7 protein-coding genes and 5 pseudogenes are annotated in these 14,019 nt (G+C 42.8%); 10 read left to right on the top strand and 2 right to left on the bottom strand.

The genetic code is table 11. From position 1 onward, the window contains the following. Window positions 1-324 precede the first annotated feature (324 nt). The 3 genes and pseudogenes from pfkA (at window position 325) to JCM21738_RS18115 (ending at window position 3,821) form a co-directional block, all read left to right on the top strand. Window positions 325-1,284 carry a 6-phosphofructokinase gene (pfkA, locus tag JCM21738_RS18125; RefSeq protein ID WP_023627018.1) on the top strand — a complete coding sequence of 320 codons (960 nt, stop codon included), beginning with the start codon at window positions 325-327 and terminating at the stop codon, window positions 1,282-1,284. A 32-nt stretch (window positions 1,285-1,316) separates the two neighbouring features. Beyond that, a pseudogene (gene pyk / locus JCM21738_RS18120) lies at window positions 1,317-3,076 on the top strand (pyruvate kinase). Between the two features lie 433 nt (window positions 3,077-3,509). Continuing rightward, window positions 3,510-3,821 carry an FxsA family protein gene (locus tag JCM21738_RS18115; protein WP_439646012.1) on the top strand — a complete coding sequence of 104 codons (312 nt, stop codon included), beginning with the start codon at window positions 3,510-3,512 and terminating at the stop codon, window positions 3,819-3,821. Between the two features lie 381 nt (window positions 3,822-4,202). Here the strand turns inward: JCM21738_RS18115 and ytvI are convergent. Continuing rightward, a pseudogene (ytvI, locus tag JCM21738_RS18105) lies at window positions 4,203-5,329 on the bottom strand (sporulation integral membrane protein YtvI). Window positions 5,330-5,758: 429 nt separating this feature from the next. Here ytvI and JCM21738_RS18100 point away from each other — a divergent pair. The 5 genes and pseudogenes from JCM21738_RS18100 to JCM21738_RS18080 all read left to right on the top strand — a co-directional run bounded on the left by JCM21738_RS18100 (window position 5,759) and on the right by JCM21738_RS18080 (window position 10,802). After that, entirely contained in the window at window positions 5,759-6,217 is a 459-nt protein-coding gene (locus JCM21738_RS18100) for a DUF441 domain-containing protein (RefSeq protein WP_023627023.1), read from the top strand. 368 nt (window positions 6,218-6,585) lie between these two features. Beyond that, window positions 6,586-7,700: pseudogene (citZ, locus tag JCM21738_RS18095) on the top strand (citrate synthase). A gap of 194 nt (window positions 7,701-7,894) precedes the next feature. Then, a complete protein-coding gene (gene icd / locus JCM21738_RS18090; protein WP_023627025.1) occupies window positions 7,895-9,163 on the top strand; it encodes an NADP-dependent isocitrate dehydrogenase in 1,269 nt (422 codons plus the stop codon). 89 nt (window positions 9,164-9,252) lie between these two features. Next, window positions 9,253-10,190 (top strand): annotated as a pseudogene (gene mdh / locus JCM21738_RS18085) (malate dehydrogenase). Between the two features lie 135 nt (window positions 10,191-10,325). After that, a complete protein-coding gene (locus JCM21738_RS18080) occupies window positions 10,326-10,802 on the top strand; it encodes a MaoC/PaaZ C-terminal domain-containing protein (protein WP_023627027.1) in 477 nt (158 codons plus the stop codon). On the opposite strand, the gene JCM21738_RS24495 is transcribed toward JCM21738_RS18080, so the two are convergent. Further along, window positions 10,788-10,961 (bottom strand): hypothetical protein, encoded by a 174-nt coding sequence (locus tag JCM21738_RS24495; protein WP_023627028.1) that lies wholly within the window; start codon window positions 10,959-10,961, stop codon window positions 10,788-10,790. The two genes, JCM21738_RS18080 and JCM21738_RS24495, sit on opposite strands and share 15 nt — an antisense overlap. 338 nt (window positions 10,962-11,299) lie before the next feature. Between JCM21738_RS24495 and JCM21738_RS18075 the strand changes: the two are divergent. Both JCM21738_RS18075 and pnpS read left to right on the top strand, forming a co-directional pair. Next, window positions 11,300-12,015 (top strand): annotated as a pseudogene (locus tag JCM21738_RS18075) (response regulator). After that, window positions 12,012-13,778, top strand: a complete 1,767-nt coding sequence (gene pnpS / locus JCM21738_RS18070) for a two-component system histidine kinase PnpS (RefSeq protein WP_023627030.1) — start codon at window positions 12,012-12,014, stop codon at window positions 13,776-13,778. The pseudogene JCM21738_RS18075 and the gene pnpS overlap by 4 nt, the downstream one beginning before the upstream one ends. Window positions 13,779-14,019: the final 241 nt, after the last annotated feature.

Here is a 14,019-nt window from a genome sequence, read left to right as displayed (position 1 = left end):
CTTGCGCTTTTTGTTCTTTGTGTTTTAAAACACGCTATTTCTTGCGAAGATGTAACTGTCTTCCGTTTTTTGGATTTTTTTTTATTAGCGACTTATGCAAGAAATTCACAACAGAGTCACTAAATGACATTTAAAGAACTATTGAAGCGCTTGCAATTACATGATAATTCCGTCTTATTGTCAATATTGAGGATTCAGTTGAGATAAGGTATTCTACGTGGTATTTTAGAAATATTCCCGGGTATTCTGTTTATAATAAGACAAGCTAATATCAGAATACTACGTTTTATTTTTGGTACAGTACATATTGAATGAGGTGAAAAGATGAAAAGAATTGGTGTTTTGACGAGCGGCGGGGATTCGCCCGGCATGAATGCCGCAGTACGTGCGGTTGTTAGAAAAGCAATCTATCATGATGTAGAGGTTTATGGTGTATATGGCGGATACGCTGGCTTGATGAGCGGAAATATTAAAAAGCTCGAGCTTGGTTCAGTTGGTGATATCATCCACCGTGGTGGGACGTTTCTTTATTCTGCTCGCAGCGAAGAATTCAAGACAAAAGAAGGCCAGCAAGAAGGAATAGAGCAATTGAATAAGTTTGGTATCGAAGGACTAGTCGTTATAGGCGGAGATGGCTCTTACAGAGGCGCAAAGGCGTTGACTGAACAAGGGTTCCCTTGTGTCGGTGTACCTGGAACGATTGACAATGATATCCCAGGGACTGAGTTCACTATCGGATTTGATACGGCGCTGAATACCGTCATCGATGCAATCGATAAAATCCGTGATACTGCTTCTTCACATGAAAGAACGTTTGTTGTCGAAGTAATGGGACGCAACGCTGGAGACCTGGCATTATGGGCTGGTCTGGCAGGAGGTGCGGAAACCATCCTGATTCCTGAGGATCCCCATGATATGAAGGACATAGCTCGCCGTCTTAAAAAAGGGCATGAACGTGGTAAAAAACACAGTATCATTGTTGTAGCAGAAGGTGTCATGACCGGTTATGATTTTGCGAAGCAATTGCAAGAAGAGACTGACTTTGATACACGCGTAACGGTCCTTGGCCATGTTCAGCGTGGAGGAACGCCTACAGCATTCGACCGCGTACTCGCAAGCAGGCTAGGAGCACGGGCAGTAGAGCTTTTATTGGAAGGCAAAGGCGGACATGCTGTTGGAATGGAAAAAAATCAATTAGTGGATTACGATATCATCGAAGCTTTAGCAAAACAGCATACTGTTGACTTGAACTTATATAAATTATCGAAAGAGCTTTCTATTTAATCTCTTTACAGTAAACCAGGAGGTTGCAAGCTATGCGCAAAACAAAAATTGTTTGTACAATTGGTCCTGCAAGTGAAAGTGTAGACAAATTAGTTCAATTGATTGAAGCAGGTATGAATGTTTCCCGTCTTAATTTCTCACACGGAAATCATGAGGAACACGCAGCACGTATCAAGAATATCAGAGAGGCTGCTGAGAAAACAGGGAAGACGGTAGGTATCCTTCTTGATACAAAAGGCCCTGAAATCCGTACAAATGATATGGAAAACGGAGAGATCGAGCTAACGACAGGCCAGGAATGCATCGTTTCCATGACAGAGGTCTTGGGCACAGCTGAAAAGTTCTCAGTTACCTATGATCAATTGATTGATGACGTATATCCAGGAGCGAAAATGCTACTTGATGACGGATTGATCGGACTGGAAGTTATCGGAATTGACAAGTCTAACAATGAAATTAAAACAAGAGTCATGAACAGCGGAACACTTAAGAATAAAAAAGGTGTAAACGTACCAGGTGTATCAGTTAACCTGCCAGGAATCACAGAGAAAGACGCGAAGGATATCCTGTTCGGTATTGAGCAAGGTGTAGATTTTATTGCAGCATCTTTTGTGCGCCGCGCGACAGATGTATTGGAAATCCGCCAGCTTCTCGAAGAAAACAACGGTTCCCATATCCAAATCATCCCTAAGATCGAAAACCAGGAAGGCGTTGATAACATCAATGAAATTCTTGAAGTTTCTGATGGCCTGATGGTTGCACGTGGAGACCTTGGTGTCGAAATTCCGGCTGAAGAAGTACCACTTGTTCAAAAAGAACTGATCAAAAAGTGCAATACACTTGGCAAGCCTGTTATCACGGCAACCCAGATGCTTGATTCCATGCAGCGCAATCCGCGTCCGACACGCGCAGAAGCAAGTGATGTAGCAAATGCGATCTTTGATGGTACAGATGCAATTATGCTTTCTGGTGAAACAGCTGCTGGACTATATCCTGTAGAAGCTGTACAGACAATGCATAATATCGCATCCCGTGCAGAACAAGCACTTGATCATAAAGAACTTTTATCAGCTCGCAGTAAAAACACCGAGCACAATATCACAGATGCTATCGGACAATCGGTTGCACATACAGCGTTGAACCTTGACGTAAACGCAATTATCACGCCGACTGAGAGCGGTCATACAGCTCGTATGATTTCAAAATACCGCCCGAAGGTCCGATCATTGCAGCAACATCAAATGATCCTGTCCTTCGCCGCCTGACTCTAGTATGGGGAGTATATCCACAACTTGGCCAGAAAGCTGAAACAACAGACGAAATGCTCGCAATCGCAGTAGAAGAAAGTGTGAACAGTGGTCTTGTTTCCCACGGTGACCTTGTTGTCATCACAGCTGGTGTGCCGGTTGGAGAAGCAGGTACAACTAACCTGATGAAGATCCATGTAGTAGGCGATATCCTTGCAAAAGCTCAAGGTATTGGACGCAAATCTGCATACGGAAGAGTAGTCGTTGCAAAGAATGCACAAGAAGCAATCAGTAAGGTAAAACAAGGCAGCATCCTTGTAACAATCGGCTCAGACCGCGAAATGGTCCCAGCGCTTGAGAAGTGCAGCGCCTTGATCACAGAAGAGGGCGGTTTGACAAGCCATGCGGCTGTAGTCGGATTGAACCTTGGAATCCCAGTCATCGTAGGTGTGGAAAATGCAATGCAGCTTTTTGAAGATGGCCAGGAAATTACGGTAGACTCAGCAAGAGGCGTCATCTACAAAGGACATGCCAGCGTTTTATAGTCATCAAATAAAGCGTGAAATCATACCAGATTTCACGCTTTTATTTTGGCCTTGGGAGTGTCAGAACAAATTCCACTTCGGACAAAACACCCAGTGATCTTGCTGGAAATGTCCGAAGTCACCCCATGTTCGGACAAAACACCGAGTGATCTTGCTGGATATGTCCGAAGTCACCCCATGTTCGGACAAAACACCGAGTGATCTTGCTGGAAATGTCCGAAGTGCTCGTGCAATAGGTTCTCTCCCGTTTTTCAATCTCGTCCTATCTTTTGGAATCTACGCTAATCATATTATTGTATACTCGTCACCTCGCCAAGTATAATAGAAGGACACGCTATTCCAAAACATTGAGGTGGAGAATGAGATATATTTTTTTGTTTTTAATTATTGTTCCAGCTGGTGAGATTGCGCTTCTGCTTCTTTCAGGCAAACGATCGGGATTTGGCCGACGATTCTGCTCATCATCCTTACAGGTTTCCTCGGGGCTTTTTTGGCGAAACAGCAGGGGTTGGAAACGATAAGAAGAACTCAGGACCAATTGAGAAGAGGTATGATGCCAGGGGATGTCATCCTGGATGGAGTGAGCATTCTAGTTGGCGGTACCCTTCTGCTGACACCTGGTTTCATTACTGACACTCTTGGATTTTTACTCCTGGCACCACCGACCAGGAAGTTTTTTAAAGCACTAATGCTGAAATTATTTCGTAACTGGATTGATAAAGGTACAATCAAAGTCATTCGTTAACACAGATAACGCCAACCTCCATCGGTTGCGTTTTTTATTTAATAGGAAATTATAAAATATTTTCAATGTGGATAACTATCCAGGTTTTCTTAATCCAGCTCCAGCGCCTAGCCCCTCGAGTCGCTTGTCTAGTGTCGCCTCCTAGAAACATCGGAAACTTCAACTCCGCCGGCAGAAGCAAAAAGCGCTTATTTGTCGGAGTCTCCAGTTTCTGCGTTTCTGGACAGTCGGCTATACATTTCGATTCCGGTCCGCCCAATGAAGTCAAAGAACGACTTCACCGGTCGGCCCTCCAGCACTTGTCGGGCTGATCAAGGCGCTTGCGCTTTTCTTAGTATAGGTAGTTACTTGCAGGTCGTATCATACAGACAGATTACAGATTTATTTTATAATCACTTCATCTTTCCCTTTAATGAATGTCCAAATATCACGGAACACATTCGCACGTTGCAATGTATTGAAAATAACAAGAATGACTGGACCGACAATCAGTCCCAGAAAGCCGATGGTTTTGAAGCCAACAAACAGGGCAATCAAGGTGGCCAGCGGATCGAGCCCAATGCTTGATGAAAGTATTTTTGGCTCCATGATCTGCCTCTGGACCAATACGACAACATACAAAACGCCTAAACCGATTGCCTTACTCATCTCACCGGCAATTGCTTCATAGATGATCCACGGGACAAAGACAGCACCGGTACCGAGATATGGGATGATGTCAACGATACCGGTAACCAGGGCAATCGTGATGGCATAATCGACACGAAGGATCAGCAAACCAATCAAGATAATGACGGTAGTGATCGAAACCAGTGTGGCCTGGGCCCTGACAAAACCGAATAATGCCTTTTTTAAATCGTCAAAAACAGTCTTGCTGCTCGTCTTTGCGCGATTAGGCAAAAACCTGGTACCCATAGCCGATAATCTATACCAGTCTTTACTTATGAAGAAAGTCCCTAATAATGAGAAAATGAGGACAGTTGCTGCATTCGGGAACCAGGACAGAATGTTGGGGATTTTCTCAAAAAAGTTCTTTATAAAATTCCCTGTCGTTGTCCCGATAGTGCCCCAACGTTTTGTATATTATCCATTATGGTATCCTGCTGGCCCGACTCCAGGCTTTGGAACATGCCTGTTAGCTGATTGTAAAGTGGAATCAGTTGAGCAGCAAATAAATGTTCAATATAATCAATCAAAGTAACCAGATGTTCAGGAACAACTTTCGCTAAATATTCAGCCCCAGAAGCTATCTCGACAACAAGCAAAGTGATCAGCCCTGCAAACACCAACATTATCAGAACAAGGGAAATGAGTACCGCCAGAGACCTGGGCATTTTTGCACGCGTCTGGAAAAGGTTGACGAGCGGATTCATCATAAAAGCAATCAGAAAGCCAATGATGAATGGGTAAGTTACCTTGGAAACGTAAAAAAGTGCAAGTGCGCCGGCTACAACGGTACCAATGACGAAAATGAAACGTAATGTCCTATGAAGATATACTAGATTCAAACAGGTTCCTCCTTTTGGAATGGCCAACTGGATGCCAATACTGTTTGTTTATCTTAAAAGCTTGATGCCAGTCCAGAAAGTTTCCTAAAATATACGGTTTATAATTTTAAAAGATTCGATTTAATTTTTTAAAAATCCTTTAAAATACAAAAGATCTTAGAATAAGGCTTCTTACGAGAGCTGATTTGCAAACAAATTTTATATGGACATTCCTATTAGAGTCTGAGGTAATTTTTGAATTCGTAAAAGCTTGTCAAAATATAAATATTGAATATTGCTCAAAGCAGCAGATTCACCAGTAGAATTATGCATTTAAACAATAATCTGAAGCGTATAATCAGCAGGGGCAACAACCTTTTATCCTACCTGTTTGGTGTAATATTTTTAATTATGTTACAATAGTTTTAACCGTGGAAGGATGACCAATTTATGCTTGAGCCTATGCTTTTTTTACTAACTTTATTGGCGATTGCTTTTCTGGCGAAAAACCAATCGCTAATTATTGCCGTCCTGGTCCTGCTTGTGATGAAGATTGCCGGCGTAGAAGCCAAAACATTTTCGTTGCTCCAAGGTAAGGGTATAAACTGGGGAGTAACGGTTATCACTATTGCTGTCCTGGCGCCCATTGCCAGCGGTGATATTGGCTTCAAAGATTTAGGCGGTGCTTTCAAGTCACCTTATGCATGGATTGCCCTGATATCAGGTATGGCAGTTGCTCTGCTTGCCAAAGGCGGAGTTATCTTACTGACCGAAGATCCCCATATAACAACCGCACTTGTCCTTGGAACAATTCTGGCGGTATCCCTATTCAAAGGAGTAGCAGTTGGTCCTTTAATCGGTGCTGGTATCGCATTTGCGGCTATGAAAATCTTTGAATTATTGAAATAGCCTTTTTGTAAAATAATATTTTATATTGATTTAAGTAGTTTTCATTCACAAATATCAGATAATTGTTTATAATAGGACTTGTAACTGCTCCCATTCCTCTATATAGGCCTGGGTGTGGAGAGAGTATTCACGGTTTTTTTATTTAACAAAATGTAAGCATTTTCTTTTTGCCCGTTGCCTGAGCAACCGCTCGATACCCATCGTATACAGGGCATTTCGGCTGGAATCGGTCTGTTGCCGGCGTATGGTCCGGCTTTTCGCATAAAGTGTCAGAAACTTCCTTTTTCTGATATCGCTGTTTTTAACAGCAGGTCAACATACAGACAAAATGGGATATGGGGAAATTAACTACAAAGGAGAGATTGAGTATGACAGTAACACGTGGTCTTGAAGGGATAGTGGCTACAACATCTTCTATCAGCTCTATTATCGATGACACGCTGACTTATGTAGGCTATGACATTGACGATCTTGCTGAAAATGCTAGTTTCGAAGAAGTGATTTACTTATTATGGCACCGCAAGCTTCCTACAGCATCAGAATTGGACGAATTGAAAAAGCAACTTGCAGAGAATGCGGCTTTGCCGAAAGAAGTTCTTGAGCATTTCAGGATGTACCCGATTGATAAAGTCCATCCGATGGCTGCAGTTCGTTCGGCTGTATCTCTTTTAGGATTATATGATGATGAATCAGATGTAATGGAAAAAGAAGCGAATTACCGCAAAGCGATCCGCCTCCAGCTAAGATGCCAGCTATCGTTACGGCTTTCGCTAGAGTAAGGAAAGGTTTTGAGCCGATCGCGCCAAGAGAAGACCTTAACTTCGCGGCAAACTTCCTTTACATGCTGACTGGGGAAGAGCCAGATGAAATAGCAGTAGAAGCAATGAACAAAGCGCTAGTTCTTCATGCTGACCATGAGCTTAACGCTTCAACATTCACTGCGCGTGTCTGCGTTGCAACACTATCAGATGTATATTCTGGTGTTACAGCTGCGATTGGTGCATTGAAAGGCCCTCTTCATGGAGGAGCAAATGAAGCAGTTATGAAAATGCTGACTGAAATCGGCACTCTTGAAAATGTTGAGCCGGCAATCCGCGGAAAGCTTGCGAACAAAGAAAAGATCATGGGCTTCGGACACCGTGTATATCGCCAGGGAGACCCGCGTGCGAAGCATTTGAGAGAAATGTCCAAGAGGCTGACTGGACTGACTGGTGAACCTCACTGGTACGAAATGTCAACTAAGATTGAAGAAATCGTTACAGGCGAAAAGAACCTTCCGCCAAATGTGGACTTCTACTCAGCGTCTGTATACCACAGCCTTGGCATCGACCATGACCTGTTCACGCCAATCTTTGCTGTAAGCCGTGTTTCAGGATGGCTTGCACATATCCTTGAACAGTATGACAACAACCGCCTGATCCGCCCACGTGCTGACTATACAGGTCCTGGCAAGCAAGAATATGTTGCCATCGAAATGAGATAATTATTAGAGAAAAAGGAGCAATATTTTACTTTTTAGTGAAAAATTGTTCTAATAGGAGAGTGAAGGAAGCTGTTATCCAAACAATTTTTTATAAATCGATGGATAAACGCCTTCCCAAAATAAGGTTAGGGGCAATCTCGCCTGCTAACCTTTGGTTCTGTTAATGAATTAGGATCTTGAAGGGAGAGAATAATATGCAAGGTGAAAAAATCACAGTTAAAAATGGAGTTTTAAACGTACCAAACAATCCAATCGTTCCATTTATCGAGGGTGACGGAACAGGTCCAGATATTTGGGCAGCGTCTGTAAAAGTTCTTGACGCAGCTGTTGAAAAAGCTTATAAAGGTGAGCGGAAGATTGTCTGGAAGGAAGTTCTTGCTGGAGAAAAGGCATTCAACCAGACTGGTGAATGGCTTCCAAGCGAAACTTTAGAGTTGATCAATGAATACTTAATCGCGATTAAAGGACCTTTAACAACACCAATCGGTGGCGGAATCCGCTCTCTTAACGTTGCATTGCGTCAAGAACTTGACCTATTCGTGTGCCTGCGTCCTGTTCGCTGGTTCGAAGGTGTACCTTCGCCTGTAAAGCGTCCTCAGGACACTGACATGGTAATTTTCCGTGAAAATACTGAAGATATCTATGCGGGTATCGAATATGCAAGCGGATCTGACGAAGTCAAGAAACTTCTTGAATTCCTGCAAAACGAAATGGGAGTAAATAAAATCCGTTTCCCAGAAACTTCAGGTATCGGTATCAAGCCTGTTTCCAAAGAAGGAACAGAGCGCCTTGTACGTTCAGCGATCAATTACGCCATTACAGAAGGCCGTAAGTCATTAACGCTGGTACATAAAGGCAATATCATGAAATTCACAGAAGGCGCGTTCAAAAACTGGGGATATGATCTTGCTGAAAAAGAATTCGGCGATAAGGTATTCACTTGGAATCAGTATGACAAGATTAAGGAAGAACAAGGTACGGATGCAGCAAACAAAGCTCAGGCTGACGCAGAGGCTGCTGGCAAGATCATCGTTAAAGATGCGATTGCTGATATCTTCCTTCAACAGATCCTTACACGTCCGAAAGAGTTCGATGTTGTTGCAACAATGAACCTTAATGGCGACTACATTTCAGATGCTCTTGCAGCACAGGTAGGCGGTATCGGTATCGCTCCTGGAGCAAACATCAACTATGAAACTGGCCACGCTATTTTCGAAGCGACACATGGTACTGCTCCGAAATATGCTGGTTTGGATAAAGTTAACCCATCTTCTGTTATCCTTTCAGGCGTTCTTATGCTGGAGCACCTTGGCTGGACTGAAGCAGCTAACTTGATCGTCAAGTCAATGGAAAAATCAATCGCTTCAAAGGTTGTAACATATGACTTCGCACGTTTGATGGATGGCGCTACAGAAGTCAAGACTTCTGAGTTCGGTGATGCACTGATCAAGAACATGGGCTAAAAATGTGCGGAAGGCTATCCTTTTTAAGGATAGCCTTTATATAAATAACATATATTTTTAAAATATATTCGTTCTGAGGAGGAAGCCTTATGTCATTGAAACGCAAAAAGATTTCAGTCATTGGTGCAGGATTCACAGGAGCAACAACAGCATTCTTGCTAGCACAGAAGGAACTTGGGGATGTAGTATTAGTGGATATACCGCAAATGGAAAACCCTACAAAGGGTAAGGCGCTTGATATGCTTGAAGCGAGCCCAGTCCAAGGCTTTGACGCGAACATTACCGGTACTTCCAGCTATGAAGATACGAAAGACTCAGATATCGTTGTTGTAACAGCTGGTATAGCGCGCAAACCTGGCATGAGCGTGATGACCTTGTCCAGACGAACCAAAAAATCATGAAAAGTGTAGCCCAGGAAATCACCAAACACTCACCTGATAGTTTCATCGTTGTATTGACTAATCCAGTTGATGCCATGACTTACACTATTTTCAAAGAGTCCGGATTTCCTAAAAATCGCGTAATCGGCCAATCGGGCGTATTGGATACTGCTCGTTTCCGTACATTCGTGGCTCAGGAGTTGAACCTGTCTGTTAAAGACATTACAGGTTTCGTTCTTGGTGGCCACGGCGATGACATGGTTCCACTTGTGCGTTATTCATATGCAGGAGGCATTCCTCTTGAAACACTTATTCCAAAAGATCGTCTTGATGCAATCGTTGAGCGCACTCGCAAAGGCGGCGGCGAAATCGTCAACCTGCTTGGGAATGGCAGCGCTTACTATGCCCCGGCGGCTTCTTTGGTTGAAATGTGCGAAGCTATCTTGAAGGATCAGCGACGTGTATTGCCTTCTATTGCTTATCTAGAAGGAGAGTATGGATACGAAGGAATTTACCTGGGAGTTCCAACAATTCTTGGCGCTGGCGGTATCGAGAAAGTAATCGAGCTTGAATTGACTGCAGAAGAAAAAGCAGCACTTGATAAGTCCGCTGAAGCAGTCCGCAATGTCATGGCAGTACTTGCTTAGTCGTTAGAAGATTTCTAGTAAATAAAAAAATCGGGGAATATTCCCCGATTTTTTACACATATTATAAAGTATATGATTTTTGGACAAGAGATGGAATGAGTATTCCCGAACTTCTATTGCAAAGGGGGAAATGCTATGCTGCTTGGAAGAAAACGTAAGCTTGGCAGGAAAATAGAAGAAATCACTGTCGGAGAAAAATTGACATTAACAGAAAAAATCGAAGATAAAGACCTTCTCTTATATTTAGGATTGACGAATGATGCCAATCCTTTGTATATCCAGCATGATTACGCGTCACAGACACCATATGAAAAACCGATTGTTCCTGTAATAATGCTTAATGGGATCATCACTTCAGCTGTTTCAAAATACCTTCCAGGACCAGGGAGCCATATTCTGAAGCAGGATATTGAGTATGTGAAGCCTGTTTACCATTATGGTACAGTGCAATTCTTTTTTGAAGTAACCGAAGTGATCAGAAGTAAGCATAACGTTGAAATTTCGGTTACAGGAAAGAATGAAGAAGATGAGACAGTTGTAAAGGGGTTGCTGCTCGTCTGTCCTCCTTATCCAGTCCAGCGTATGGAAGGAAAAGCATTAGAAAACTTTTAAACTTTCGGGATGTACAATAATTGTGCATCCCTTTTTGTGGTTGGAATTTATAAGATTATTGAGTTGTGGATAAATCCATGGAGTTTTCTTAATCCAGCTCCAGCGCCTAGCCCCTCGAGTCGCTTCGGTCCGCCCAATGAAGTCAAAGAACGACTTCACCGGTCGGCCCTCCAGCGCTTGTCGGGGCTGAACGAGTCGCTTGCGCTTTTTTGTGCTTTATAATTTGATTTTATCAGTTGGGTTGATATTATAATGTAAATAGAGCTATTGGATGTTGCCTGTTTTCGTAAGATTGTTGTTAAAATCCTAAAGCCGATTTTAACATGATTAAAAGCCAATTTGTAGGTCGGTATTAAGTTTGCAAGCTCTTTTCTCATGATAAGCTTTAAATTTGAAGAGAAACTTTGGTCATTCAATCAAATTTTGTAGTCACTAGCAACAAAGTTTGAGAAAAGAGCCTGGATGAAATAGGGGTAATAACTTTTTTGGAGGCTCATATGAACAAGAAGGTCTTGGTTGTGGACGATGAACAGTCTATTGTGACACTGCTGAAGTATAATCTCGAACAGAATGGCTATTCAGTGGTAACTGGAATGGACGGCGAGGAAGGAATCCGCCTTGCTGCTGATGAAAGGCCAGATTTGATGATTTTAGATTTGATGCTTCCGAAGCTCGATGGCATGGAAGTATGCAAGCAGCTCAGGCAGCAGAAAATCAATGTGCCGATACTAATGCTTACGGCTAAAGATGACGAATTTGACAAAGTGCTTGGTCTGGAGTTGGGCGCTGATGATTACATGACTAAGCCGTTCAGTCCGCGTGAGGTCGTAGCAAGGGTAAAAGCCATTCTCAGAAGGACGCAGACTCAGCCGAAATTGTGGAGGAAAAGGTGGAGGATGAGGGTCAGATCAAGATTGGTGATGTTAAAATCATGCCGGATTTTTATGAAGCTTATTTTATGGAAAACTTGCTTGAATTGACTCCGAAAGAATTCGAGTTGCTCCTTTACCTGGCGAAGAATAAAGGCAGGGTGCTGACTCGTGACCAGCTACTCAGCGCTGTTTGGAATTATGACTTTGCAGGAGATACTAGAATTGTTGATGTACATATAAGCCACTTACGGGAAAAAATCGAACAAAATACGAAAAAACCATCATATATCAAAACAATACGAGGCCTTGGCTATAAGCTGGAGGAACCAAAGGGAGAATGACAAAGTATCGTACGCGTCTCTTGTTTGCCCTCATTACCCTGATCATCATCGTGTTGGTAGGCCTGGGCCTGCTTTTAGGGCAATTATTCAAGAATTACTTTATTAACTCATTCAATGAGCGGCTGAAAATTGAAATGAGTCTTTTAACCTCCAATATCGAACAAAATGGAGGACTTGCATCGCTGGATACAGAAGAAATTTCGCGGATGAGCGGCCTGCTTAACGCAAGGATCACCATCGTTGACCTTGAGGGTGACGTCCATTATGACACAGGTGAACCATCAAGCACGAAAATCAACAGGCACAGGGATATTATTGGCGACATCGTTGAAGACGCTCCTGGAGAGCAGAGCGACCTGGAAGTTGGCGGAGGCTTTGACCTGCATTATTATTGGAAACCGCTAATTCATGATGGCGAAAACGAGGGCTATGTTTTTTTAACCACAAAGATTGATGACCTTCAGAAAGCTTATCGTCAAATCTGGTGGATTCTTACCGTTAGCCTTGGCATGGCACTAATTGTCATAATCCTTCTCGGTACAAGGATCACCAACCGCTATACGAAACCGATTGAGTCTGCGACAAACGTTGCGATCGAGCTGGCAAAAGGAAATTATCGGGCCAGGACATATGAAGATCATATTGATGAAACAGGCATGCTGAGCTCTTCTATCAATATCCTTGCCAGAAATCTTCAGGAACTGATGAAGCTGAAAGAATCCCAGCAAGACAGATTGACTACACTGATTGAAAATATGGGCAGTGGTCTGATTCTGATCGACAGCAGGGGTTTTATCAACCTGATTAATAAGCCATACAAGGAAATTTTTAATGTGGAGGCTTCTGAGTACCTCTACAAACTTTATTATGAAGTGATTGACCATGGAGAAATTACCCAAATGGTCGAAGAGATTTTTATGACAGAACAAAAAGTACGGAAGCAAGTTGTTATGCCATTGGAAATTGAACGGCGTTATTTCGAAGTTTATGGAGTGCCGATTATCGGGACAAACAATGTCTGGAAGGGGATCCTACTCGTTTTCCATGACATTACTGAACTGAAGAAACTGGAACAGATGAGGAAGGACTTTGTAGCAAATGTCTCGCATGAACTTAAGACACCGATTACCTCTATAAAAGGTTTTTCTGAAACGCTGCTGGATGGGGCAATGCATGATAAGGCAACACTTGAAGCGTTCCTTGAAATCATTTTAAAGGAAAGTGACCGTCTTCAAGTATTGATCCAGGAATTGCTAGACCTTTCGAAGATTGAGCAGCATGGTTTCCAGCTGACTAATGGAAGAGTTGATCTCGTAAAAGAAGCCAATGAAGTCATTGAGATTTTAAAAGGAAAAGCAGCACAAAAGGATATTCTGCTGAGGCTCAGCCAGCCTAGCGAAGGGGCAGTCATTGAAGGAGATCCAGACAGGCTCAAGCAGGTGCTGATCAACCTTGTCAGCAATGCAATTACCTACACTCCAAATGGCGGCAGTGTAGAGATTTCTTTAACTGATCAGGGAGATTCTGTTTCGGTTCTGGTCAAGGATTCCGGTATAGGAATCGAAAAGAGCGAAATAACGAGGATTTTTGAACGATTTTACCGGGTTGACAGGGCTAGAAGCCGCAACTCCGGCGGAACAGGACTAGGCCTCGCCATCGTCAAACACATTGTTGAAGCACATAAAGGGCATATCGAAGTTGACAGCCAGATAGGCAAAGGAACAACCTTTACGATTAAGCTCTTTAAAAAGCTGCCTCAATAGTGAGAATCAATCAAGAGTCAATTGAGTACAATAACTATTTGCAAGTCCAATTCGTAACTGAATTGGACTTTTTCATTTAATAGGAAATTAAAATTATAAAATATTTTCAATGTGGATAACTAACCAGGTTTTCTTAATCCAGCTCCAGCGCCTAGCCCCTCGAGTCGCTTGTCTAGTGTCGCCTCCTAGAAACTCCGAAACTTCAACTCCGCCGGCAGAAGCAAAAAGCGCTTCTTTGTCG

The organism is Mesobacillus boroniphilus JCM 21738 (genome assembly GCF_000517385.1).
GTDB lineage: Bacteria > Bacillota > Bacilli > Bacillales > Cytobacillaceae > Mesobacillus > Mesobacillus boroniphilus.
Note: the sequence above shows the minus strand (reverse complement) of the source record. Positions and strands in the feature narration are given on the sequence as shown.

What these genes read in the sequence shown, in the direction of transcription:
- pnpS (WP_023627030.1), top strand. Translation starts at nt 12,012, where the DNA reads ATGACAAAGTATCGTACGCGTCTCTTGTTTGCCCTCATTACCCTGATC.
- JCM21738_RS18080 (WP_023627027.1), top strand. Translation starts at nt 10,326, where the DNA reads ATGCTGCTTGGAAGAAAACGTAAGCTTGGCAGGAAAATAGAAGAAATC.
- JCM21738_RS18100 (WP_023627023.1), top strand. Translation starts at nt 5,759, where the DNA reads ATGCTTGAGCCTATGCTTTTTTTACTAACTTTATTGGCGATTGCTTTT.
- pfkA (WP_023627018.1), top strand. Translation starts at nt 325, where the DNA reads ATGAAAAGAATTGGTGTTTTGACGAGCGGCGGGGATTCGCCCGGCATG.
- icd (WP_023627025.1), top strand. Translation starts at nt 7,895, where the DNA reads ATGCAAGGTGAAAAAATCACAGTTAAAAATGGAGTTTTAAACGTACCA.